The following is a 22896-nucleotide window of genomic DNA, read 5'->3' as shown; positions in this document are numbered from 1 at the left end:
CGCGCGGACCGCGAACGCCCGGTGGAGCCTCAGCGGGCGTTGAAGTACTTGGCCTCCGGGTGGTGGATGACGATGGCGTCCGTGGACTGCTCGGGGTGCAGCTGGAACTCCTCGGAGAGCCGCACGCCGATGCGCTCGGGTTCGAGCAGGGCGGCGATCTTGGCGCGGTCCTCCAGGTCGGGGCAGGCGCCGTAGCCGAGGGAGAAGCGGGCACCCCGGTACTTCAGGGCGAACATGTCCTCCATCGCGGCCGGGTCCTCGCCCGCGAAACCGAGCTCGGAGCGCACGCGCGCGTGCCAGTACTCGGCGAGGGCCTCCGCCAGCTGCACGGAGAGCCCGTGCAGCTCCAGGTAGTCGCGGTAGGCGTTGGCCTCGAACATCCGGGCGGTCTCTTCGCCGATCCTCGACCCGACCGTGACCACCTGGAGGCCGACCACGTCGGTCTCGCCGGACTCCTCCGGGCGGAAGAAGTCCGCCAGGCACAGCCTGCGGCCGCGGCGCTGACGCGGGAAGGTGAAGCGGGTGCGCTCGTTGCCCTGCTCGTCCAGGATGATCAGGTCGTCGTCCTTGGAGACGCACGGGAAGTAGCCGTACACCACGGCGGCCTCCAGCAGGTTCTCCGTCTGGAGCCGGTCGAGCAGTCCGCGCAGCCTCGGCCGGCCCTCGGTCTCGGCCAGCTCCTCGTAGGTGGGCCCGTCGCCGGTGCGGGCCTGCTTCAGACCCCACTGGCCTTTGAAGAGGGCTCCCTCGTCGAGCCAGCTCGCGTACTCCTTGAGCTGGATGCCCTTGATCACGCGCGTGCCCCAGAAGGGCGGGGCGGGGACCGGGTTGTCGGTGGCGACGTCGGAGCGGACGTGCCCCTCCTCGGGCCGCTCCTCGATCTCCACGGTGGCCGCGCGGACCCGGCGCTGCTTCAGTTCGGGCAGCCGGGCGCCGGGCACACCGCGCTTGATGCCGATGAGGGCGTCCATCAGGCGCAGGCCCTCGAAGGCGTCGCGGGCGTAGCGGACCTCGCCCTGGTAGATCTCGTGCAGGTCCTGCTCGACGTAGGCGCGGGTGAGGGCGGCGCCGCCGAGGATCACCGGGTAGTCGGCGGCCAGGCCGCGCTGGTTGAGCTCCTCCAGGTTCTCCTTCATGATCACCGTGGACTTCACCAGCAGCCCGGACATGCCGATGACGTCGGCCCTGTGTTCGTCGGCCGCCTCCAGGATCGCGGAGACCGGCTGCTTGATGCCCAGGTTGACGACGTTGTAGCCGTTGTTCGACAGGATGATGTCGACCAGGTTCTTGCCGATGTCGTGCACGTCGCCGCGCACGGTGGCCAGCACGATGGTGCCCTTGCCCGCCTCGTCGGTCTTCTCCATGTGCGGCTCGAGGTGCGCCACCGCGTTCTTCATCACCTCGGCGGACTGGAGCACGAACGGCAGCTGCATCTGGCCGGAGCCGAACAGCTCGCCGACCACCTTCATGCCGTCCAGGAGGGTGTCGTTGACGATGTCGAGGGCCCTGCGGGTCTCGAGGGCCTCGTCCAGGTCGGCCTCCAGGCCGTTTCGCTCGCCGTCGATGATGCGGCGCTTGAGCCGCTCCTCCAGGGGCAGCGCGGCCAGCTCCTCGGCCTTGCCCGCCTTGAGGGACTTGGCGGTGGCACCCTCGAACAGCGCCATCAGCTTCTGCAGCGGGTCGTAGCCCTCGCTGCGGCGGTCGTAGATGAGGTCCAGGGCGGTGCGGACCTCCTCCTCGCTGAAGCGGGCGATGGGCAGGATCTTCGACGCGTGCACGATCGCCGAGTCCAGGCCGGCCTTGACGCACTCGTCGAGGAAGACCGAGTTCAGCAGGATGCGGGCGGCCGGGTTGAGGCCGAAGGAGATGTTCGACAGGCCGAGGGTGGTCTGCACCCGCGGGTGGCGCTCCTTCAGCAGGCGGATGCCCTCGATGGTGGCCAGACCGTCCTTGCGGGACTCCTCCTGACCGGTGCAGATGGTGAAGGTCAGGCAGTCGACGAGGATGTCCTCCTCACGGATGCCCCAGTTGCCGGTCAGGTCGTCGATCAGCCGCTCGGCGATCTCGACCTTCTTCTCGGCGGTGCGGGCCTGGCCCTCCTCGTCGATGGTGAGCGCGATCAGGGCGGCGCCGTGCTCCTGGGCGAGGCGGGTGACGCGGGCGAACCGGGACTCGGGGCCGGCGCCGTCCTCGTAGTTCACCGAGTTGATCACCGCGCGGCCGCCGAGCTTCTCTAGCCCCGCCCGGATGACGTCGACCTCGGTGGAGTCGAGGACGATGGGCAGGGTGGAGGCGGTGGCGAAGCGTCCGGCCAGTTCCTCCATGTCGGCGACGCCGTCACGGCCCACGTAGTCCACGCACAGGTCCAGCATGTGCGCGCCCTCGCGGATCTGCTCGCGGGCCATCTCCACGCAGTTGTCCCAGCGGCCCTCGAGCATCGCCTCGCGGAACTTCTTCGATCCGTTGGCGTTGGTCCGCTCGCCGATCGCCAGGTAGGAGGTGTCCTGGCGGAAGGGGACGGCCTGGTAGAGGGAGGCCGCGCCGGGTTCCGGGCGCGGGTCGCGCTCCGTCGGGGCGAGGTCGCGCACGCGCTCCACGAGCTGCCGCAGGTGCTCGGGCGTGGTGCCGCAGCAGCCGCCCACCAGGGACAGGCCGTAGTCCCGGACGAAGTTCTCCTGGGCGTCCGCCAGCTCTCCCGGGGACAGCGGGTAGCGGGCGCCGTCCTTGGTGAGCTCCGGCAGGCCGGCGTTGGGCATGCAGGACAGCTGGACGCGGGAGTGGCGGGCCAGGTGGCGCAGGTGCTCGCTCATCTCGGCCGGGCCGGTGGCGCAGTTCAGGCCGATCATGTCGATGCCCAGCGGTTCCAGCGCGGTGAGCGCGGCGCCGATCTCGGAGCCGAGCAGCATGGTGCCGGTGGTCTCGACCGTGACCGACACGATCAGCGGGACCTCGAACCCGGCGGTCTCCATCGCGCGGCGGGCGGCGATCACGGAGGCCTTGGTCTGCAGCAGGTCCTGGGTCGTCTCCACCAGCAGCGCGTCCGCGCCGCCCGCGAGCAGGCCCTCGGCGTTCCGCTGGTAGGCGTCCCGGATGGCGCCGAAGGTGGTGTGGCCGAGGGTGGGCAGCTTGGTGCCGGGTCCCATCGAGCCCAGCACCCAGCGGGTGCGGCCGTCCCGCGCGGCGTACTCGTCGGCCGTCTCGCGGGCGAGGCGGGCGCCCGCCTCGGACAGCTCGGCGACGCGCTCCGGGATGTCGTACTCGCCCAGGGCGGTGAGGTTGGCGCCGAAGGTGTTCGTCTCGACGCAGTCGACCCCGGCGTCGAAGTACTCGGAGTGGACCGAACGGACGATGTCCGGGCGCGTCAGGTTCAGGATCTCGTTGCAGCCCTCGAGGTTCTGGAAGTCCTCGAGCGTGGGGTCCTGGGCCTGGAGCATGGTGCCCATGGCTCCGTCGGCGACCACCACTCGGGTGGCGAGCGCCTCACGGAGGGCGGACACGCGGGTCCGGCTGTCGGTGGAAGGGGTCGGCGGCAACGAGGCCATGGAAAGGGCTCCCTCTGGGTGCGACGGCTGTCGGCTTTGCGGCTGCCCGGGAATCCCTCACGGAGCGTCCCCGGCTGAGCGCACCTCGCCAGGGTATCCGGGACCGCTCCCCGATGTTCAGGGCGTCCACGGGACGGACGATGATGGCCGACGGCCGACGCGCGGGGTACCAGTGGCGGAACCGATCACGGCCGATCATTAGCGAGAGGTCGGCATGGACCGGTAGTGTTCGACATTGCCGAACGGCGGCAGCGGCGCGTTGTGGGTCGACGGCCGAAGGGGACGGAGGCAGTACGGCGATGGCACGGAACATCCAGTCGCTCGAACGGGCGGCAGCGATGCTGCGGCTGCTCGCGGGCGGCGAGCGACGGCTCGGCCTGTCGGACATCGCCTCGTCGCTGGGCCTCGCCAAGGGCACCGCCCACGGCATACTGCGCACGCTCCAGCAGGAGGGGTTCGTCGAGCAGGACGACGCCTCCGGGCGCTACCAGCTGGGCGCCGAGCTGCTGCGTCTGGGCACCACCTATCTCGACGTGCACGAGTTGCGGGCACGCGCCCTGGTGTGGACGGACGACCTGGCCCGCTCCAGCGGCGAGAGCGTCTACCTCGGCGTGCTGCACCAGCAGGGCGTGCTGATCGTGCACCACGTCTTCCGGCCGGACGACAGCCGGCAGGTCCTGGAGATAGGGGCCATGCAGCCGCTGCACTCCACGGCCCTGGGCAAGGTGCTGTCGGCCTACGACCCGGTGGCCCACAGCGAGGCCCTGGAGTCCGAACGCAAGGCCTTCACCGACCGCACGGTGTGCGATCCGGAGGGCTTCGAGCACATCCTCGACCTCACCCGCGCGCGGGGCTACGCGGCGGACGTGGAGGAGACCTGGGAGGGCGTCGCCGCCGTCGCCGCCCCCATCCACGACCGGCGGCGCATGCCGGTGGGCGCGGTGGGCATCACGGGAGCGGTGGAGCGGCTGCGCCGGGACGGCGAGCTGCGGCCCGAGCTGATCGCGGCCGTGCGGGACTGCGCCCGTGCGGTGTCGCGGGACCTGGGCGCCGGGCGGTTCTGAGCAGGACGCGGAGGGTACCGGGACGCCGTACGGCGTCCCGGCCGCAGTCGTGCCCCCGGGGGAGACATACCGGGCGCGAGCCTGCGCAACCCCCGCGAAGATCGGCAACTCGGGGCGATCGATAACGATCGCGTTTTCGACAACCAAACTCTTGACGGCCGCAGGGTGCCGGGAAAGACTCCCGTCCATCGGTCGGCATTGTCGAACACCTACCGGCAATACGAGTTAGAGTGTGACAACGCCAAGGGCCGGCATCGCTCTCATCCCCGAGGGCGCCAATCCCCGGTGGGACCCGGGGGTCGGCTTCCCTGGACGAAGGACAAAGGAGTCGCGGGTGTCCAGCTCCGACATCTTCATCGGCGAGACCATCGGTACCGCCATACTCATCCTGCTCGGCGGCGGCGTCTGTGCCGCCGTGACGCTGAAGGCCTCCAAGGCCCGTAACGCCGGCTGGCTCGCCATCGCCTTCGGGTGGGGCTTCGCCGTCATGACGGCCGTCTACATCGCCGGACCGCTCTCCGGCGCCCACCTCAACCCGGCCGTCACCGTGGCGCTCGCCATCAAGGACGGCGAGTGGGGCAACGTCCCGGTCTACTTCGCCGGAGAGTTCCTCGGCGCGATGATCGGTGCGGCTCTGGTCTGGGTGGCCTACTACGGCCAGTTCCTGGCCCACCTCACCGACAGGGAGATCGTCGGCGGTCCGGGCGCGCAGACCACCGCCGCCAAGGCGGTCGAGGCGCAGGAGAAGGGAGCGGGCCCGGTGCTGGGCGTCTTCTCCACCGGCCCGGAGATCCGGAACCCGGTGCAGAACCTCGCCACGGAGATCATCGGCACCGTCGTGCTGCTGCTGGCCGTGCTCACCCAGGGCCTGAACGACGCGGGCAACGGCCTCGGCGTGCTGGGCGGTCTGATCACGGCGCTCGTCGTCGTCTCCATCGGTCTGTCGCTGGGCGGCCCGACCGGTTACGCCATCAACCCGGCCCGTGACCTCGGTCCGCGCATCGTGCACGCGCTGCTGCCGCTGCCCAACAAGGGCGGCTCCGACTGGTCCTACGCCTGGGTCCCGGTGGTCGGTCCGCTGATCGGCGGCGCCCTCGCGGCCGGTATCTACAACGTCGCCTTCGCGTAGGCCGCGCACCGCACAAGCAGCGCCGTACGTACTGCCCCGTAACCAAGGAACTCCCAGGAGCACACAGTGACCGACGCCCACACCGCCGGCCCGTTCATCGCCGCCATCGACCAGGGCACCACCTCCTCCCGCTGCATCGTCTTCGACCGCGACGGGCGCATCGTCTCCGTCGACCAGAAGGAGCACGAGCAGATCTTCCCCAAGCCGGGCTGGGTCGAGCACGACGCCACCGAGATCTGGACCAACGTCCAGGAGGTCGTCGCCGGGGCCGTCGAGAAGGCCGGCATCACCCGCGACGACATCAAGGCCATCGGCATCACCAACCAGCGCGAGACCACCGTGCTGTGGGACAGGAACACCGGTGAGCCCGTCCACAACGCCATCGTCTGGCAGGACACCCGCACCGACGCCCTGTGCCGCGAGCTCGGCCGCAACGTCGGCCAGGACCGCTTCCGCCGCGAGACCGGCCTCCCCCTCGCCTCCTACTTCGCCGGCCCCAAGGCCCGCTGGCTGCTCGACAACGTCGAGGGCCTCAAGGAGCGCGCCGAGGCGGGCGACATCCTCTTCGGCACCATGGACACATGGGTCATCTGGAACCTGACCGGCGGCGTGGACGGCGGCCACCACGTCACCGACGTCACCAACGCCTCCCGCACCCTGCTGATGAACCTGCACACCATGCAGTGGGACGAGCGGATCGCCGAGTCCATCGGCGTCCCCACCGCGATGCTGCCCGAGATCCGCTCCTCCGCCGAGGTCTACGGCGAGATCAAGGGCGGCAGGCTGGGCGAGCTGCTCGGCGGCATCCCGGTCGCCTCCGCGCTGGGCGACCAGCAGGCGGCCCTGTTCGGCCAGACCTGCTTCGCCGAGGGCGAGACCAAGTCGACGTACGGCACCGGCACCTTCATGGTGATGAACACCGGCGACAAGATCATCAACTCCTACAGCGGGCTGCTGACCACGGTCGGCTACCAGATCGGCGACGACAAGCCGGTCTACGCCCTGGAGGGCTCGATCGCCGTCACCGGCTCCCTGGTGCAGTGGATGCGCGACCAGATGGGCCTGATCTCCACCGCCGCCGAGATCGAGACCCTCGCCCTGTCGGTCGAGGACAACGGCGGCGCCTACTTCGTGCCGGCCTTCTCCGGCCTGTTCGCCCCGTACTGGCGCTCCGACGCCCGCGGTGTGATCGCCGGCCTCACCCGGTACGTCACCAAGGCGCACCTCGCGCGCGCCGTCCTGGAGGCCACCGCCTGGCAGACGCGGGAGATCGCGGACGCCATGACCAAGGACTCCGGCGTGGAGCTGACCGCCCTCAAGGTCGACGGCGGCATGACCTCCAACAACCTGCTGATGCAGACGCTCTCGGACTTCCTGGACGCCCCCGTGGTGCGCCCGATGGTCGCCGAGACCACCTGCCTCGGCGCCGCCTACGCCGCCGGTCTCGCCGTCGGCTTCTGGAACAGCACCGACGACCTGCGCGCCAACTGGCGGCGGGCCGCCGAGTGGACCCCCCGCATGGACGCGGAGACCCGCGACCGTGAGTACAAGAGCTGGCTCAAGGCCGTCGAGCGGACCATGGGCTGGCTCGAGGACGAGGAGTAAGAACCGCCATGACCACCCAGTCCACCCTGCAGTCCGTGCCTGCCCTGGGGACGCACCCGGCGTCCGGCTCGAACCCGAGCCGCGCCGAGACCCGGGAGCAGCTCTCCAAGGCGTCGTACGACCTTCTCGTGATCGGCGGCGGCATCCTGGGCATCTCCACCGCCTGGCACGCCGCGCAGTCCGGCCTCAGGGTGGCCCTGGTGGACGCCGGTGACTTCGCCGGCGCCACCTCCTCCGCCTCCTCCAAGCTGCTCCACGGCGGTCTGCGCTACCTGCAGACCGGCGCGGTGAAGCTGGTGGCGGAGAACCACTTCGAGCGCCGTGCGGTCTCCCGCCAGGTGGCCCCCCACCTGGCGAACCCGCTCACGTTCTACCTCCCCGTGTACAAGGGCGGGCCGCACGGCGCGGCGAAGCTGGGCGCCGGTGTCTTCGCGTACTCGGCGCTGTCCGCCTTCGGCGACGGCGTCGGGCACCTGCTCTCGCCGGCCAAGGCCGCGCAGGACGTGCCGGAGCTGCGCACCGACAACCTCAGGGCCGTGGCCGTGTACGGCGACGACCAGATGAACGACGCGCGCATGGCGCTGATGACGGTCCGCGCGGCGGCCGAGTCCGGCGCGGTCGTCCTCAACCACGCCGAGGTGACGGGCCTGCGCTTCACCAGGGGCCGGGTCACCGGTGCCGAGCTGCGCGACCGTCTGACGGGCGAGGAGTTCGGGGTGAACGCCCGGCTCGTGCTCAACGCGACCGGCCCGTGGGTCGACCACCTGCGCCGCATGGAGGACCCGGACGCGGCGCCGTCCATCCGGCTGTCGAAGGGCGCTCACCTGGTCCTGAAGCGGACCTCCCCGTGGAAGGCCGCGCTGGCCACGCCGATCGACAAGTACCGGATCACCTTCGCCCTCCCCTGGGAGGACATGCTGCTGCTCGGCACCACCGACGAGGAGTTCGAGGGCGACCCTGCGGACGTCGCGGTCACCGAGAAGGACACCGCGCAGATACTCGACGAGGCCGCGTTCTCCATCCGCGACCAGCAGCTCGACCGTGACCTGATCACCTACGCCTTCGCGGGCCTGCGGGTGCTGCCCGGCGGCCCCGGGGACACGGCCAAGGCCAAGCGGGAGACCGTCGTCACCGAGGGCCGGGGCGGGATGCTCTCCGTCGCGGGCGGCAAGTGGACCACCTTCCGCCACATCGGCCGCACGGTGATGCGCAAGCTCCAGGAGCTGCCCGGTCACCCGCTGGGCGACGACTTCGAGCCGATCGCCTCGCTGCCGAAGAAGCTGCCGCTGCCGGGCGTGGCCAACCCCCGCGCGGTCGCCCACCGGCTGCTGGCCGACGGCCCGGCGCCCGGCCCGCGCATGGCGGCGGACACCGCCAGGCACCTGGCCACCCACTACGGTTCGCTGGCCTTCGACATCGCCCGCCTGGCCAACGACGACCCGGAGCTCGCCCGGCGCGTCCACCCGGACGCCCCGGAGATCCGGGCGCAGATCGTCTGGGCCCGGGACCACGAGTGGGCCGAGACGGTCGACGACGTGCTGCGCCGCCGCACCACCCTGACGATCCGCGGCCTGGCCACGGACGAGGTCCGCGCCGACGTACAGGGCCTGCTCGACAAGAAGTGACCCGCGGTTCCCCGGCTCCCCCGCACGGGAGCCGGTACGGGCCGGGGGCGGCTCCGCGCCGACGGAGCCGCCCCCGGCCCGTACATAATGGGCTGGATACATCGGATGTCTGGTCCGCAGGGAGGCGCGGTATGGCAGTGACCGACGAGGCGATCGAGAAGATCAAGGGGATGATCGTCTCGGGCGCGCTGCGTCCCGGCGCCCGGCTGCCCAAGGAGAGCGAGCTCGCGGCCGAGCTGGGGCTGTCCCGCAACTCGCTGCGCGAGGCGGTGCGCGCCCTGTCACTGATCCGCATCCTGGACGTACGGCAGGGCGACGGCACCTACGTCACCAGTCTCGACCCGCAACTCCTGCTGGAGGCGCTGAGTTTCGTCGTCGACTTCCACCGCGACGACACGGTCCTGGAGTTCCTCGCCGTACGCCGCATCCTGGAGCCGGCCGCGACGGCCCTCGCGGCCACCCGGATCGACGAGGAGCAACTGGACGCGCTGTCGGAGCAGTTGGACAAGCTCGGTGACGAGCCGTCGGTGGAGGACCTGGTCGCCGCCGACCTGGAGTTCCACCGGGGCATCGTGCGCGGCTCCGGCAACTCCGTGCTGTGCTCCCTGCTCGACGGTCTGTCCGGTCCCACCACCCGGGCCCGGATCTGGCGCGGCCTCACCCAGGAGGACGCGGTCGGCCGCACCCTGCGCGAGCACCGGGCCATCCTCGCCGCCCTGCGGGACCGGGACGCGGAGGCGGCGCGGTCCTGGGCGACGGTGCACATCGCGAGCGTGGAGCAGTGGCTGCGGTCCACCCTGTGAACGTCTCCCCCCGCCCCGGGTCCCCCGGTCCCCGAAGGGTGTTTCCCGGTGTGCGACGGGGCAGTGATGGGGGCACTCCCCCTGTGAGGGGGCTGCGGGCGCCCCCGCGGGTACGCCGTAAGGTTGGGGCGTACGCGAGGGCACGTCGGAAGGAGGCGCTGGGTGATCGAGCTCGAGGGGGTTCCCGAGCTGATCGACCCGGTCATGGTGGCCGCGTTCGAAGGCTGGAACGATGCCGGTGACGCCGCCTCCGCCGCGGTCGCGCACCTGGACAGGGAGTGGAAGGGCGAGGTGTTCGCGGCGCTGGACGCCGAGGACTACTACGACTTCCAGGTGAACCGTCCCACGGTGTTCATGGACGGCGGGGTCCGCAGGATCACCTGGCCGACCACGCGGCTGTCGGTGGTCCGGGTCGGCGGCGAGAAGCCGCGCGACCTGGTGCTGGTCCGCGGCATCGAACCGTCCATGCGGTGGCGTTCGTTCTGCAACGAGATCCTCGGCTTCGCGCACGAACTCGGCGTGGAGCTGGTGGTCGTGCTGGGCGCGCTGCTCGGTGACACCCCGCACACCCGGCCGGTCCCGATCAGCGGGACCACGTCCGACCCGGACCTGGCCCGCCGCATGGATCTGGAAGAGACCAAGTACGAGGGCCCGACGGGCATCGTCGGCATCCTCCAGGAGGCCTGCACGCACGCGGGTGTGCCCGCGGTGTCGCTGTGGGCGGCGGTCCCGCACTACGTGTCGCAGCCGCCGAACCCGAAGGCCACGCTGGCCCTCCTCAACCGTCTGGAGGACCTGATCGACGTGCGGATCCCGCTGGGCGAGCTGCCCGAGGACGCGCGTGCCTGGCAGGTGGGCGTGGACCAACTGGCCGCGGAGGACAGCGAGGTGGCCGAGTACGTCCAGACGCTGGAGGAGGCCCGGGACACCGCGGAACTGCCGGAGGCGTCGGGCGAGGCGATCGCCCGCGAGTTCGAGCGTTATCTGCGGCGCCGTGACGGGGCGTCGGGTCCGCCCGGCGGGCACGCCACGGCCGACGGCTCGGACGGTACGTCGTACCGGCGGGAGGGCCCGGGCGGGCGCACCCGCCCGCCGAAGCCGCCGAGGCCGGAGCCGGGCTCCGACCCCGGACCGGACTCGGGCCCGGACTCGGGCCCGGACTCGGACGGCGACGAGTCGTCGGAGGACTGAGCGAAGGGGCGCCCCCGTCCACCACGGGGGCGCCCCTTCGTCGTCGGGTCCGGTTACAGCGCCACGCCGAGCAGGGCGTCCACCGCGCGGGAGACGACACCGGGCGCGCCGGTGTCCGTGCCGCCGGTCTCCTCCTGGAGCACGGTCCAGCGGTCGACGGCGGCCAGCGCGGCCGGGGCGTCCAGGTCGTTGGCCAGGGCCTCGCGGATCTCCTCGACCAGCGCCTCGGCGGGCGGGCCGTCGGGGCGGGAGACCGCGGCACGCCAGTGCCCGAGGCGGGTCACGGCGTCCTGGAGGACCCGGTCGGTCCACTCCCAGTCGGCGCGGTAGTGGTGGGCGAGCAGCGCCAGCCGGATCGCCGCCGGGTCCACCCCGTCGCGCCGCAACCGGGACACGAAGACCAGGTTGCCCTTGGACTTGGACATCTTCTCGCCGTGCAGGGCGACCATGCCGGCGTGGACGTACGCCTTGGCCATGGGGAACTCGCCGGTGAGCACCTGGGCGTGCGAGGCGCCCATCTCGTGGTGCGGGAAGACCAGGTCGGAGCCGCCGCCCTGGACGTCGAAGCCCATGCCGAGGTGGTCGAGGGCGATGGCCACGCACTCGATGTGCCAGCCGGGGCGGCCCCGGCCGAGCGAGCCGCCGTCCCAGCTCGGCTCGCCGTCGCGGGCGGCCATCCAGAGCATCGGGTCGACGGGGTTCTTCTTGCCCGGACGCTCCGGGTCGCCGCCGCGTTCCGCGGACAGCAGCCGCATGGCTGCGGCGTCGAGGTTCGAGACCTGGCCGAAGTGCGGGTCGGACTCGACGGAGAAGTAGACGTCGCCCTCGATCTCGTAGGTCGCGCCGAGGTCGCGCAGCCGTTCGACGAGCGGGACGATGCCGGGGATCGCCTCCACGGCGCCTATGTACTGGCGCGGGGGCAGTATCCGCAGGGCCGTCATGTCCTCGCGGAACAGCGCGGTCTCGCGCTCGGCGAGCCCGGCCCAGTCGAGGCCGTCCCGCTCGGCCCGCTCCAGCAGCGGGTCGTCGACGTCGGTGACGTTCTGGACGTAGTGAACCTGCCGCTTGGTGTCGAGCCACACGCGCTGTACGAGGTCGAACGCGTTGTAGGTCGCCGCGTGCCCGATGTGGGTGGCGTCGTAAGGGGTGATGCCGCAGACGTAGATGCGGGCGACGGGACCGGGGGCGGAGGTGATCAGACCTCCGGTCGCGGTGTCGTGGATCCTCAGGTCGCGGCCCTGACCGGGCAGGGCGGGGACCTCGGAAGCGGGCCAGGCATGCATGTCATGAGCCTAACCGGACCGCGGTTCGGAAAACGAACGGGACCAGGCCGGATGACCGGGAAGGCGCTCTTGCGCCGCGCCGTCCGGCGTGCTTGCGGTCCCGTCAGACCGGGGGCCAGGGGATGGCCGGCCAGTCGCCGCCCGGCTGCGGGTGGGTGCCGGTGGTGAGGAGGGTCTCGACGCGCGCGCGGGTGGCGTCGATCTCCGAGGGGGTGATGAGGGGTGTCAGGGCGGCGGTGAGGGCACCGGTGTCGGTGAGCGCCGTTCTGAGGCCCTCGAGGACGTCCAGCGCCTCCGCGGTCAGGGGCTCCCCCGCCCAGCCCCACAGGAGGGTGCGGAGCTTGTCCTCGGCGTTGAAGGTGACCCCGTGGTCGATGCCGTACAGCGGACCCTCCGCGGTGGGCAGCAGGTGCCCGCCCTTGCGGTCGGCGTTGTTGATCACCGCGTCGAGGACCGCGAGCCGGCGCAGCCGCTCGTCGTCGGCGTGCACGAGCAGCGCGGTGCGGCCCTCACCGACCTCGGCGAAGCCGATCGCCTTCCAGCCCGGCTCCGGCTCCTCGCCGTCGACCAGGGCGAGGAGTTCCGCGCCGGGCGCCGTCTCAATCCACAGCTGGCACATGCCCTCGCCGTAGGGGCCGCCGCGGAGCACGGTGGGCGGGACGAGGCCCCAGCCGGTCGCCTCGGAGACCGCGTACGCGGCGACCTCGCGCCCGGCGAGCGTGCCGTCGGGGAAGTCCCACAGGGGCCGCTCCCCGGCCACCGGCTTGTAGACGCACGCGGCCTCGAGGCCCTCGTGCGCCACGGTGCAGTACAGCGCCGCGTTCGACGCCTCGCGGATGCGTCCGCGCACGGTCAGCTCGCCCTCGGCGAGCAGGACCGCGGCGGCCGGGTCGGCGGCCGTCACGCTCCGCGGCGGTATCCGTTCTGGCGCGGACATACGTGTCCTTCCGGGTCGAGCGGGAGACTGCACAGCGGGCACGGCGGCCGCCCGGCGTTGACGACGTCGAGGGCGCGCTTGGCGAAGGCCCGGGCCTGCGCGCCGGTGAGCCGGACGCGGAGCATCGGGGGCCCGTTCTCCTCGTCCTGGAGCAGCCGCTCCTCGGCCTCGGCGAGGTCCTCCTCGGAGTCGGCGTCCAGTTCGACGAGCGCCTGCGCCTCGACGATCATGCGCTGCTCCTCGCCGTCCCAGGCGAGCGCCATGGTGCCGACGCGGAACTCCTCCTCCACGGGGGTCTCCAGCGGGGCGCTGTCGGTGGTCTCGGCCGGCGTCATCGCGGGCACCGCGGCGCTGCCGCCGCTGCGGCGCACGACCTCGTCGAGCAGTTCGTCCATCCGCTCGGCGAGCGCCGCCACCTGGGTCTTCTCCAGGGCCACGCTGGTCACCCGGGAGCCGGCGGAGGCCTGGAGGAAGAACGTACGGCGCCCTGGCAGCCCGACCGTACCGGCCACGAAACGTTCCGGTTGGTCGTAGAGGAACACCTGACGGGACACGTCCTGTCTCCATTGAGAGTCGTGGTTGGGCGTTGGGGGACGGGCGGCTGTTCGGATCGGCGACGCACTGCTGCGACCGCTTCACCCTACTGCGCCCGACGATCACGGTGCGCCCGCGTCGCCCCCGACCGTGGCGTCGTCGGCCGGCGGTTCCTCGCGCGGCGCCAGGGACGCGAAGTCGCCGGTGTCGCCGAGGCGGACGAGAAAGGGACGCAGCCGGGTGTAACGGATCGCGGTGATGGAACACGGTTCAACGGAAATCCGCTGGAAGAGGTCGAGATGGAGTCCGAGTGCGTCCGCGACGAGAGACTTGATGATGTCGCCGTGCGAGCACATGAGGTACACGGCGTCGGCGCCGTGATCGCGCTCCACGCGCGCGTTCCACTCGCGCACCGCCTCGGCGGCGCGCGTCTGCATCGCGCGCATGGACTCCCCGCCGGGGAAGGCCGCCGCCGACGGGTGCGCCTGCACCACTTCCATCAGGGGCTCGTCCATGAGCTCGGCGAGTTTGCGGCCCGACCAGTCGCCGTAGTGGCACTCGCCGATGCGGTCGTCGGTGTGCGGGGTGAGGCCGGGACGGGCGTCCAGCAGCGGCCGGACCGTCTCCCGGCAGCGCTGCAGCGGGCTGGTGACGATCTCGGCCAGCGGCAGCTCGGCGAGCCGTCCGGGCAGTGCGGCGGCCTGGGCGGCGCCGCGGTCGTCGAGGGCGACGCCGGGCGTCCACCCGGCGAGCAGTCCCTCGGTGTTGGCGGTGGAACGTCCGTGCCGGACCAGGAGCAACGTGGGCATGCGGCCCAGGGTAGGCGCACCCGCGGGTGCGGTGTCCGCCGAGAGAGAGGAGAGTGCGCTTCGTGATCGTCGACTGTGCCATCTACCGGGAGGGGCATCGGTCGGAGGGGCCCCACGACTTCTCCGACGCGCTGGACGAGGCGCGGTCGGCCGGGGGGTTCGTCTGGATCGGGCTGCACGAGCCGACGGCCGACGAGTTCGACCTGGTCGCGCAGGAGTTCAGCCTGCATCCGCTGGCGGTGGAGGACGCCCTCAAGGCCCATCAGCGGCCCAAGCTGGAGGTGTACGACGACTCGCTCTTCGTGGTGCTGAAACCGGTCGGGTACGAGCCGCAGAGCGACACCGTCTCCTCCGGCGAGGTCATGATCTTCCTCGGTGACTCCTTCGCGGTGACCGTGCGGCACGGGGAGGACGCGCCGCTCGGGGCCGTGCGGAAACGGCTCGAGCGGGAGCCCGAGCTGCTGGTCGAGGGGCCCACGTCGGTGCTGTACGCGGTCGCCGACGCCGTCGTCGACCACTATCTGCACGTGGCGACCGAGCTGCAGACCGACCTGGAGGAACTGGAGGCGGAGGTCTTCACCCCCGACGGCGGGGGTTCGCGGCACACCGCGTCCAGGATCTACAACTTCAAGCGGCAGATCCTGGAGTTCCGCCGGGCGACCGGGCCGCTGGCGCTGCCGATGACGCGGCTGGCGGGGGTGGGCGCGTACGGGGCGGCGGTGCCGTTCGTGGAGGACAGGGCGCGGCCCTTCTTCCGTGACGTGCACGACCACCTCACCCGGGTGAACGAGTCCGTGGAGGCACTGGACCGGCTGGTCTCGGACATCCTCTCGGCGCATCTGGCGCAGATGAGCGTGCGGCAGAACGACGACATGCGGAAGATCTCCGCGTGGGCGGCCCTGGCCGCGATCCCCACGATGATCGCGGGGATCTACGGGATGAACTTCGAGCACATGCCGGAGCTGCGGTGGGAGTGGTCGTATCCGGCGGTGATCCTGGTGATGGTGGGGCTGGAGGTGCTGGTGTTCCGCCTGTTCAAGCAGCGGGGGTGGATGTGAGGGGGCCGGCCCGGTGCCCGTGCGCGGTCACGCGAACTCCGGTTCCGGGTTCGCCGGGCCGCCGAGCGCGTTGCGGCGGTCGGGCGTCCTGAGGGAGACCATGCGGCGCCAGCCGCCCAGGCGCTCGTACGCGTACACCGCGTGGATGCCCGCCGCGAGGACGGCTGCCTTGGGCTTGGGCCAGCCGAGGATGCGGCCCATGCGGGCCATCACCGCCAGGCTGACGTCCCGGTGGACGCGGATCTCCGCGAGCGCGCACTCGCGCAGGGTGCGCTGGATCGCGCGGCCGTGTCCGGCGTACGCGAAGCGCAGCAGTTCCTCGTGGCAGTAGGCGAGGTGGTTGTCCTCGTCGTCGGCGATCATCCTGACCGCGCGGCCGAGGTCGGGGTGGTCGGCGAAGTGCTTGCGGAGCAGGGCCATCTGCTCGGAGGCGCGCTGTTCGGTGACCCTGCTGTGGGCGAGGTAGGTGACGATGTCCTGGACGGTGAGCGGCTCGTCGCGCCTCAGCCGGTCGTGGGCCAGGCCGATGCCGTTGTTCTCGAGGAGCATCGTGTAGTCGGTCTCCGGGGGGACCGGGACGGGCTTGAGGCCGCGCTTCCTCATGAGGGCGTCGAAGATGCGGCCGTGCTTGTCCTCGTCGGCGCCGTGCCTGGTGATCTTGGGGGCGAGTTCGCGCTGGGTCCCGGGGACCAGCGCGGCGATGCGGGCGTTCTCCCAGCCGCCCTGCGACTCGCCGCTCGCGGCGATGGAGCAGAACAGGGCGAAGGACTCGTCGTTGTCGACGATCTCCTGGAACAGGCTCTTGGCCGACAGCATGGTGGACCACCTCTCCGCGGGCTCTCCGCTCTCCACGGGCTTCTGCGGCTCCGACGTTCCGCCGAGAACGAGTCAAGTGCGCGGGGCGGGAGGCGGCAACAGGTGCGTCGGGCGACTGCGCCGAAAGGAGTACGGGGGCGCGGGAGAGGGGCGGGAGAGGGGCGGGAGGGTGATCGGGTGGTCGGCGGGCGTGGGGTAGGTGACGGGTGTCGGGTGGGTGACGGGCGTGGGGGGTGGGTGACGGCCGTGGGGTAAGTGACGGGCGTGGAGTGAGTGACGGGCGTGGGGGGTGGGTGACGGGCGTGGGGGGTGGGTGACGGCCGTGGCGGGGCTCGGGGCCCGCCACGGCCGTGAGGACTACGCGAGACCCGCGCGTTCCAGGGCTTCGGTGCCGGCGCGGAGCGATGCGAGGCGCTCGTCGAGGGTGAAGCCGGCCGGGGCGAGGGTGAGGGTGGTGACGCCGGCGGCGGCGTAGGCCTTCATCCGGTCGGCGATGCGGTCGACGGAGCCGAGGAGGGTGGTCTTGTCGATCAGGTCGTGGGGGACGGCGGCGGCCGCGCCCTGCTTGTCGCCGGCGAGGTACTTGTCCTGGATCTCGGCGGCCTCGCGTTCGTAGCCCATGCGCCGGGCGAGCTGGTTGTAGAAGTTCTGCTTGCGGCTGCCCATGCCGCCGACGTACAGCGCGGTGTAGGGGCGGAAGGTGTCGGCGAGGGTGGTGACGTCCTTGTCGTCGCCGACGGCGAGGGGGACGGTGGGGCAGACGTCGAAGCCGTCGAGGGTCTTGCCGGCCTTCTCGCGGCCCGCGCGGAGGTGCCGGACGGCGGTGTCCTCGAGGTGGTCGGCGGAGGGGAAGATCAGCAGGGCGCCGTCGGCGATCTCGCCGGTCTGTTCGAGGTTCTTCGGGCCGATGGCGGCGATGTAGAGGGGGATGTGCTCGCGCTGGGGGTGCACGGTGAGCTTGATGGGCTTGCCGGGGCCGCCGGGGAGGGGGAGGGTCCAGTGCTCGCCCTCGTAGGAGAGGCGTTCGCGGGCCATGGCCTTGCGGACGATCTCGACGTACTCGCGGGTGCGGGCGAGGGGCTTGTCGAACTTGACGCCGTACCAGCCCTCGGAGACCTGGGGGCCGGAGACGCCGAGGCCTAGGCGGAAGCGGCCCTGGGACAGGGAGTCCAGGGTGGCGGCGGTCATCGCCGTCATGGCCGGCTGACGGGCCGGGATCTGGAAGATGGCGGAGCCGACGTCGATGCGGCGGGTCTGGGCGGCGACCCAGGTGAGTACGGTGGCGGCGTCGGAGCCGTAGGCCTCCGCGGCCCAGCAGACGGCGTATCCGAGACGGTCCGCCTCCTGGGCCACGGCGAGGTTGTCCGCGTCCATTCCGGCACCCCAGTAGCCGAGGTTGATCCCTAGCTGCATGGCGGCTCTCCCCTTACCGATGAGTAACGTCGCTTGTGCGGAGACCCTATACCTCCGGCGGTCGGGTTGGGTGCCCGCGGTGCGGTGTTCGGTCCGGTGCCACCTGGGGCCGGTGGGTGGGTCGGGGCCGGGTCGGGGGTGGCCGTCCTCGGACCGGCGCGACTGGGTTACGTGGACGGGGTGCGGGGCGCGGACGCGCCGGCCACTGCGGGCGGCCGCCCCCGCCCCGTCCCCTCCGCGCCGTACGCGGCCACCTGCCATCGCCGCCGGCCGCGGGCAGTCGCTGCCGCTGCCACCGCCTCCGCTTCCGCGGGCAGTCGTGCCTCCCCAGTGCCTCAAAGGCCTGGGAGGCATCCCGTGAGCGCCGGACTGCGCGAACACCCCCGGCCCGCACTCGTACGGGCGCCCGTACGACGCCGGGGCACGCGGAACTGCGGGCCCGCGCCAACGCCGGGCCGACCGGAAATCCCTTGTCCACAGGTCCCCACGCCCAAGGCTCTGGCCAGTAATCTCGGCGTTCATGGAGCAGAGGCATCTCGGCCGTACCGGCCTGCGCGTGTCCCGGATCGGGCTCGGGACTCTGACCTGGGGTCGGGACACCGACGAGCACGACGCCGCGGACCTCTTGAAGACCTTCTGGGAAGCCGGCGGAACCCTCGTCGACACCGCCGACGTGTACGGCGACGGAGAGTCCGAGTACCTGCTCGGCAGGCTGATGGACGGACTCGTGCCCCGCCGGGACCTCGTCATCTCGACGAAGGCCGGGAGCGTACCCGACCCGGACCGCCGCGTCGACGGCTCGCGCGGCCATCTGCTCTCCGCCCTGGACGCCTCGCTCGCCCGCCTCGGCACCGACTACGTCGACCTGTGGCACGTCCACGCCTACGACCCAGCCACCCCGCTGGACGAGACGCTCGCCGCGCTCGACATCGCCGTCGGCAGCGGGCGCGTGCGCTACGCCGGTGTCTCCGACTTCTGCGGCTGGCAGCTGGCCAAGGCGGCGACCTGGCAGCTCGCCGCGCCAGGGGCGCGGGCCCGGCTGGCGAGCACCCAGATGGAGTACTCGCTGCTCCAGCGGGGCATCGAGCGCGAGGTCCTTCCCGCGGCCCTCGACCTGGGGATCGGGCTGTTGCCGTCCTCGCCGCTCGGCCGGGGCGTGCTCACCGGCAAGTACCGCAACGACGCCGCCCCGGTGGACTCCCGGGCCGCCTCGGAGCATCTCGCCCCGTTCGTCGCGCCGTATCTCGACGACACGGCGAGCCGCATCGTGGACGCCGTGACCACGGCGGCGGACGGGCTCGCCGTGACCGCGCTGCAGGTGGCCCTCGCCTGGGTCCGTGACCGGCCCGGTGTGGCCGCCCCCGTGGTCGGCGCGCGCACCGCGCAGCAGCTCACGGCGGCATTGTCAGTGGAGGCCCTTAGTCTTCCTGACGAGATCTGCCGGGCGCTCGACGACGTGTCGGCGCCCGTGCACCGCTATCCCGATCACGACTGGAGCACGCTGTGAGCACGGAGCCGCCCGAGACCGCGGAGGACGCCGAGGAGCCGGGGACGCCCGCCGAGGGCGCGCAGGTGTCCGAGGCCGAGGCCGAGCTGGCCGCGCAGCGCGTGGAGCGGGAGCGGATCGAGCGGCGGAAGGCGGAGCGGGAGGCCCCGATCGAGGCCGGGGGCAGGCTGAGCGGCACGGCCGCGGACCTGCTGGCCGCCGTGCGGGCCGTGGAGAGCGGGAAGAAGCCGGCCGCCACCGTGTTCGCGGAGGCCGGCCCCGCGCCGCGACGGCCCGCTCCCGAGCCCGTGCGGCGGGCGCCGCAGGCGGCTTCGGGCCCGGCGGTTCCGGCCGCCGGCGCCGTCGAGGACGTGCGGGCGGTGCTCGTCCAGGGGGGTGCGCCGGAGGGGGTCGCCGTACAGGCCGCCGGCGTGCTCGGGGACGGGGGCGCCGAGGTGCTGCGCGCCGATCCCTGGCAGCTGCTGCGGGTCCCCGGGGTACGGCCCGAGCAGGCGGACGGGTTCGCCCGGGCGCTGCTCGGCGCCGGGGCCGGGCCGGACGACGAGCGGCGGGGCCGGGCGGTCACCGTGTGGCTGCTGGAGCAGGCCGCGGCGGCCGGGCACACCGTGCTGGAGATGGCCGTGCTGGTCGCCGCGCTGGGCCGGCAAGGGGTGCCCGAGCCCGAGGAGGCCGTGCAGAACGCCATCTCGGAGGGGGACGTGCTCGTCTTCCAGGACGCCGTCGGCGAAGCCGGGGACGCCGGCGACGACGAGGAGCGGCCGGTCCGGGTGCTGGTGGGGCTGGAGCGGTACGCGCTGGCCGAGGAGAGCCTGGCCGACGGGCTGGCCCGCCTGGTCAACTCCGTGCCCGGGCAGGACGGTGCGGGTGAGGAGTGGGAGCGTGCGGCCGCCTCGGCGGAGGGGGGCTCCGCGGGTGAGCTGATCCGGGCGGTCGCCGGGCACGGGCTGGTCCTGCACACCGGTGGGGAGGCTTCGCTGGCCGAGCCGGCGGCCCTGGTGAGCGCCGCGCGGGGTCTGGGGCTGCGGGTCTGGGCCGCCGCCCACGGCCCGGTCGGGCGTGCCCGGTTCGCGGGCCTGGTCGAGGGGACCGGGGTCGCCACCGTCGCGGGGCTGCTGTCCGGTGCCGAGGGGCCCGGGCGGGACGCCGAGGGGGCGCTGGACGTGGATCTGCTGGTGGTGCTCGACGCCCCGCAGCTGGACGTCGAGACCGCCGCGCTGGTGACGGAGTCGCTGCCGGACGGGGCCCGGCTGGTGCTGGCCGGTGATCCGGGAGTGCTGTGGTCGGCGGGGCCCGGGCGGGTCTTCGCGGATCTGCTGGCCGCGCGGGTCTGCCCGCAGATCGCCTCGCGGCGGCCGGATCCCGGCCCGCTGGGCGAGCTGGTCTCGGGCATCGGCGTCGGCGAGCTGAACCAGGTGGCGGCGCCCGGCAAGGAGGTCGTGATCGTGCCGGTGCGGGACGCGGGAGAGGCCGTGCACCGGACCGTGCAGCTGGTGGTGGACTCGGTGCCGCGAGCGATCGGCGTGCCGGCCGAGGAGACCCAGGTGATCACCCCGGGGCACGGGGGTGCGGTGGGCACGCGCGCGCTGAACGCGGCGCTCAAGGAGCGGCTGAATCCCGGACCGGGACGCTTCGGCGGATTCGATCCGGGCGACCGGGTCGTCCACTCCCCCGCTCCGGGACGTACGCTGCCGGGCCGTGTGGTGCGGGCCGACGGCGAGGCGCTGCACCTGGAGTGCGGGGGCGAGGAGGTCGTCGTACCGAGGGAGCGGGTGGAGTCGTCCGTGCGGCACGGGTGGGCGCTGACCGCGCACCAGGCGGTGGGCTGCCGGTGGCCCGCGGTGGTCGTGGTGCTGCCCGGTGACGCCACGCAGGCGTTGAGCCGACCCTGGGTGTACACGGCGTTCAGCCGGGCCGACCGGCACCTGTCCGTGGTGCACGGCGCCGAGCAGGCGCTGCCGCGCGCCGTGGCCGAGGTGGCGGCGAAGCCGCGGACCACCCGGTTGCCGGTGCTGCTGGCCCCGCAGGTTCCGGTGGCGGAGGGCTGAGCCGGACCCGTGCGCGGGCGGCGGCACCGGGGGGGCCGCCGCCGTGCGGGGCGGGCGCGGTCAGCGGTCCGCGTCGAGCGGTTCCAGGTCCTCGTCCTCGTCCAGGACCGGGTCCAGCTCGTCCTCCAGGTCCTCCTCGTCGTCGAGGTCCTCGTCGTCGTCGAAGACCGCGCTGACGTCGAAGCGGCACACCACCCGCTGCGGGTCCACCTGCTCGAACGGCGCCTCCAGCCACTCGCCGGGTTCCGCGGGGTCGTCGGATGCCGTCACCCAGAGCGTGGAGTCGCCTTCCTCCAGCCCGAACTCCTTGTGCCGGGAGGCGATCTCGTCCGGCTCGAACTCGCCGAACAGCAGGCCGAGCGCGCCGTGGACGGTGCCCGACGCCTCCGCGCTCTCGTCGTCCGCCGCCTCGATCCGCTGGGCGTGCGCGCGCAGCCGCTGGGGTTCCACGACGGCGTAGTCGCGGCGGATCAGCACGCTGAGCGCGGCCGGTTCCTCGGGACCGGTGTACGGCGGCGTGTCCTCCGCGCCGGGGATCTCGAAGGGGGTGACCTCGTCGTAGCGGTCGTAGAGCAGTTCGTCGTACGCCTCCGCGGCCGCGGCCAGCTGGTTGAACGCCTCGTAGACGGCCGGGTCGTCCTCCCCCGACCGGCGTTCGACCGCGGCCAGGTGGCGGTCGAGCGCGGTCTTCACCGCCTCGGCGGCGGCGCGTACCTCGGCAGCGGTGGGCTGCTCAGCATCAGACATAGTGCAGACGCTATCCGTACCGGGGCCCGGCCCGCACAATAGATGCGATGCCGGAATACGAATTTGTCGACGTGCACGTACCGCGCGGGGTCTCCCGCAAGGAGACGACACGTCTGCTGACGGACCATGCAGAGTACGGTCACTGGGAGTTGTACCGCCTGACGCTGATGCGTGACGGCAGTCGCAGGGTGCGGCTGCGGAGGCGGATCATCCGCCAGGTGCGCGCCACCTGGTGATCTCCGACACCCGACCGGAATCACACGACGGAGCGGACCCTGCGGTCGCGGGGTCCGCTCCGTGTGTCCGGTGTCACGCGGCGGTCCGTGCCTTGCGGTAGAGGACCACGCCGGCGAGCAGCGCGCCCGCGCCGGCGGGCAGGACGAGGCCCATCGGCAGCTCGCTGCCGGTCTGCGCGAGCTGCGCGTCGTGCCGGGGCTGGGTGGAGGAGTGGGCGCCCGGCCGGTCGCCGGCCGACGGACGGTCCGGGGTGCGGTCGCCCGGGGTGTCCGGGGTGCCCGGCTCGTCGCCGGGGCGCTCGGGTTCGCCCGGGTCGCCGGGCTGTCCCGGGGTGTCGGGACCCGGACCGTCGTTCGCGCAGTCGTTGCCCTCGGTGGCGTTGCCTGCGCCGAGGATGTCGACGCTGTTGCCGCAGACGTTCACCGGGACGTGCACCGGTACCTGGATGTGGTTGCCGGAGCCCACACCGGGCGAGCCCTCGGCGTCTCCGCCGGCGTGCGAGCCGCCGTGGCCGCCGTGGCCGCCGGAGTCGCCGTACCCGCCCGAGGAGG

Annotated in this window: 19 protein-coding genes; 10 read left to right on the top strand and 9 right to left on the bottom strand. The window is 72.5% G+C overall.

Going from position 1 to position 22896, the window contains the following annotated elements; translation table 11 throughout:
• Positions 1–29 precede the first annotated feature (29 nt).
• The gene (gene metH / locus ACFY3N_RS30675) at positions 30–3542 is read right to left on the bottom strand and encodes a methionine synthase (protein ID WP_390820041.1); all 3513 of its coding nucleotides are present in this window, start codon (positions 3540–3542) and stop codon (positions 30–32) included.
• A 299-nt stretch (positions 3543–3841) separates the two neighbouring features.
• On the opposite strand from metH, the gene ACFY3N_RS30670 reads away from it, so the two are divergent.
• The 6 genes from ACFY3N_RS30670 to ACFY3N_RS30645 all read left to right on the top strand — a co-directional run bounded on the left by ACFY3N_RS30670 (position 3842) and on the right by ACFY3N_RS30645 (position 10959).
• Entirely contained in the window at positions 3842–4606 is a 765-nt protein-coding gene (locus tag ACFY3N_RS30670; protein WP_390820040.1) for an IclR family transcriptional regulator, read from the top strand.
• A 334-nt stretch (positions 4607–4940) separates the two neighbouring features.
• Complete coding sequence (locus ACFY3N_RS30665; protein ID WP_390820039.1) at positions 4941–5735, top strand: MIP/aquaporin family protein; 795 nt, start codon at positions 4941–4943, stop codon at positions 5733–5735.
• Positions 5736–5801: 66 nt separating this feature from the next.
• Positions 5802–7340 carry a glycerol kinase GlpK gene (gene glpK / locus ACFY3N_RS30660; protein ID WP_390820038.1) on the top strand — a complete coding sequence of 513 codons (1539 nt, stop codon included), beginning with the start codon at positions 5802–5804 and terminating at the stop codon, positions 7338–7340.
• A gap of 8 nt (positions 7341–7348) precedes the next feature.
• Positions 7349–8965: an FAD-dependent oxidoreductase gene (locus ACFY3N_RS30655; RefSeq protein WP_390820037.1), complete on the top strand. Its 1617-nt coding sequence runs from the start codon at positions 7349–7351 to the stop codon at positions 8963–8965.
• A gap of 131 nt (positions 8966–9096) precedes the next feature.
• Complete coding sequence (locus ACFY3N_RS30650) at positions 9097–9768, top strand: FadR/GntR family transcriptional regulator (protein WP_390820036.1); 672 nt, start codon at positions 9097–9099, stop codon at positions 9766–9768.
• 162 nt (positions 9769–9930) lie between these two features.
• Positions 9931–10959: a PAC2 family protein gene (locus ACFY3N_RS30645; protein ID WP_390820035.1), complete on the top strand. Its 1029-nt coding sequence runs from the start codon at positions 9931–9933 to the stop codon at positions 10957–10959.
• Positions 10960–11012: 53 nt separating this feature from the next.
• On the opposite strand, the gene mshC is transcribed toward ACFY3N_RS30645, so the two are convergent.
• The 4 genes from mshC to ACFY3N_RS30625 all read right to left on the bottom strand — a co-directional run bounded on the left by mshC (position 11013) and on the right by ACFY3N_RS30625 (position 14522).
• Positions 11013–12242, bottom strand: coding sequence for a cysteine--1-D-myo-inosityl 2-amino-2-deoxy-alpha-D-glucopyranoside ligase (gene mshC, locus ACFY3N_RS30640; protein WP_390820034.1), 1230 nt, complete (start codon positions 12240–12242; stop codon positions 11013–11015).
• A 103-nt stretch (positions 12243–12345) separates the two neighbouring features.
• Positions 12346–13179 (bottom strand): SCO1664 family protein, encoded by an 834-nt coding sequence (locus ACFY3N_RS30635; RefSeq protein ID WP_390820033.1) that lies wholly within the window; start codon positions 13177–13179, stop codon positions 12346–12348.
• Positions 13143–13733, bottom strand: coding sequence for a DUF3090 domain-containing protein (locus tag ACFY3N_RS30630; protein WP_390820032.1), 591 nt, complete (start codon positions 13731–13733; stop codon positions 13143–13145). The genes ACFY3N_RS30635 and ACFY3N_RS30630 overlap by 37 nt, the downstream gene beginning before the upstream one ends.
• Positions 13734–13835: 102 nt before the next feature.
• Positions 13836–14522, bottom strand: a complete 687-nt coding sequence (locus ACFY3N_RS30625; protein WP_390820031.1) for a histidine phosphatase family protein — start codon at positions 14520–14522, stop codon at positions 13836–13838.
• 62 nt (positions 14523–14584) lie between these two features.
• Here ACFY3N_RS30625 and ACFY3N_RS30620 point away from each other — a divergent pair, with 62 nt between their 5' ends.
• Positions 14585–15580, top strand: a complete 996-nt coding sequence (locus ACFY3N_RS30620; protein ID WP_390820030.1) for a magnesium and cobalt transport protein CorA — start codon at positions 14585–14587, stop codon at positions 15578–15580.
• A gap of 27 nt (positions 15581–15607) precedes the next feature.
• On the opposite strand, the gene ACFY3N_RS30615 is transcribed toward ACFY3N_RS30620, so the two are convergent.
• Positions 15608–16396, bottom strand: coding sequence for a ferritin-like domain-containing protein (locus ACFY3N_RS30615; protein ID WP_390820029.1), 789 nt, complete (start codon positions 16394–16396; stop codon positions 15608–15610).
• A gap of 357 nt (positions 16397–16753) precedes the next feature.
• The gene (locus ACFY3N_RS30610; protein ID WP_390820028.1) at positions 16754–17809 is read right to left on the bottom strand and encodes an LLM class F420-dependent oxidoreductase; all 1056 of its coding nucleotides are present in this window, start codon (positions 17807–17809) and stop codon (positions 16754–16756) included.
• A 520-nt stretch (positions 17810–18329) separates the two neighbouring features.
• Here ACFY3N_RS30610 and ACFY3N_RS30605 point away from each other — a divergent pair.
• On the top strand, positions 18330–19316 hold the full coding sequence (locus tag ACFY3N_RS30605; protein WP_390820027.1) for an aldo/keto reductase: 987 nt from the start codon (positions 18330–18332) through the stop codon (positions 19314–19316).
• Positions 19313–21361 carry a helix-hairpin-helix domain-containing protein gene (locus ACFY3N_RS30600; RefSeq protein WP_390820026.1) on the top strand — a complete coding sequence of 683 codons (2049 nt, stop codon included), beginning with the start codon at positions 19313–19315 and terminating at the stop codon, positions 21359–21361. Before ACFY3N_RS30605 ends, ACFY3N_RS30600 begins: the two co-directional genes overlap by 4 nt.
• A gap of 60 nt (positions 21362–21421) precedes the next feature.
• Here ACFY3N_RS30600 and ACFY3N_RS30595 read toward each other — a convergent pair whose 3' ends face one another.
• Positions 21422–22108: a hypothetical protein gene (locus ACFY3N_RS30595; RefSeq protein ID WP_390820025.1), complete on the bottom strand. Its 687-nt coding sequence runs from the start codon at positions 22106–22108 to the stop codon at positions 21422–21424.
• A 47-nt stretch (positions 22109–22155) separates the two neighbouring features.
• Here ACFY3N_RS30595 and ACFY3N_RS30590 point away from each other — a divergent pair, with 47 nt between their 5' ends.
• On the top strand, positions 22156–22344 hold the full coding sequence (locus ACFY3N_RS30590) for a DUF5703 family protein (protein ID WP_030867220.1): 189 nt from the start codon (positions 22156–22158) through the stop codon (positions 22342–22344).
• A 73-nt stretch (positions 22345–22417) separates the two neighbouring features.
• Here ACFY3N_RS30590 and ACFY3N_RS30585 read toward each other — a convergent pair.
• A partial coding sequence (locus ACFY3N_RS30585) for a chaplin (protein ID WP_390820024.1) occupies positions 22418–22896 on the bottom strand: 479 nt, incomplete at its 5' end.

The organism is Streptomyces sp. NPDC000348, assembly GCF_042898795.1.
Taxonomy (GTDB): Bacteria; Actinomycetota; Actinomycetes; order Streptomycetales; family Streptomycetaceae; genus Streptomyces.
This window is presented reverse-complemented; position numbering and strand designations above follow the sequence as displayed.

Bases quoted from the DNA above. Each gene is read 5' to 3' on its own strand.
- metH (WP_390820041.1), bottom strand. From the start codon at position 3,542: ATGGCCTCGTTGCCGCCGACCCCTTCCACCGACAGCCGGACCCGCGTG.
- ACFY3N_RS30670 (WP_390820040.1), top strand. From the start codon at position 3,842: ATGGCACGGAACATCCAGTCGCTCGAACGGGCGGCAGCGATGCTGCGG.
- ACFY3N_RS30655 (WP_390820037.1), top strand. From the start codon at position 7,349: ATGACCACCCAGTCCACCCTGCAGTCCGTGCCTGCCCTGGGGACGCAC.
- ACFY3N_RS30650 (WP_390820036.1), top strand. From the start codon at position 9,097: ATGGCAGTGACCGACGAGGCGATCGAGAAGATCAAGGGGATGATCGTC.
- mshC (WP_390820034.1), bottom strand. From the start codon at position 12,242: ATGCATGCCTGGCCCGCTTCCGAGGTCCCCGCCCTGCCCGGTCAGGGC.
- ACFY3N_RS30635 (WP_390820033.1), bottom strand. From the start codon at position 13,179: ATGTCCGCGCCAGAACGGATACCGCCGCGGAGCGTGACGGCCGCCGAC.
- ACFY3N_RS30625 (WP_390820031.1), bottom strand. From the start codon at position 14,522: ATGCCCACGTTGCTCCTGGTCCGGCACGGACGTTCCACCGCCAACACC.
- ACFY3N_RS30615 (WP_390820029.1), bottom strand. From the start codon at position 16,396: ATGCTGTCGGCCAAGAGCCTGTTCCAGGAGATCGTCGACAACGACGAG.
- ACFY3N_RS30610 (WP_390820028.1), bottom strand. From the start codon at position 17,809: ATGCAGCTAGGGATCAACCTCGGCTACTGGGGTGCCGGAATGGACGCG.
- ACFY3N_RS30605 (WP_390820027.1), top strand. From the start codon at position 18,330: ATGGAGCAGAGGCATCTCGGCCGTACCGGCCTGCGCGTGTCCCGGATC.
- ACFY3N_RS30595 (WP_390820025.1), bottom strand. From the start codon at position 22,108: ATGTCTGATGCTGAGCAGCCCACCGCTGCCGAGGTACGCGCCGCCGCC.
- ACFY3N_RS30590 (WP_030867220.1), top strand. From the start codon at position 22,156: ATGCCGGAATACGAATTTGTCGACGTGCACGTACCGCGCGGGGTCTCC.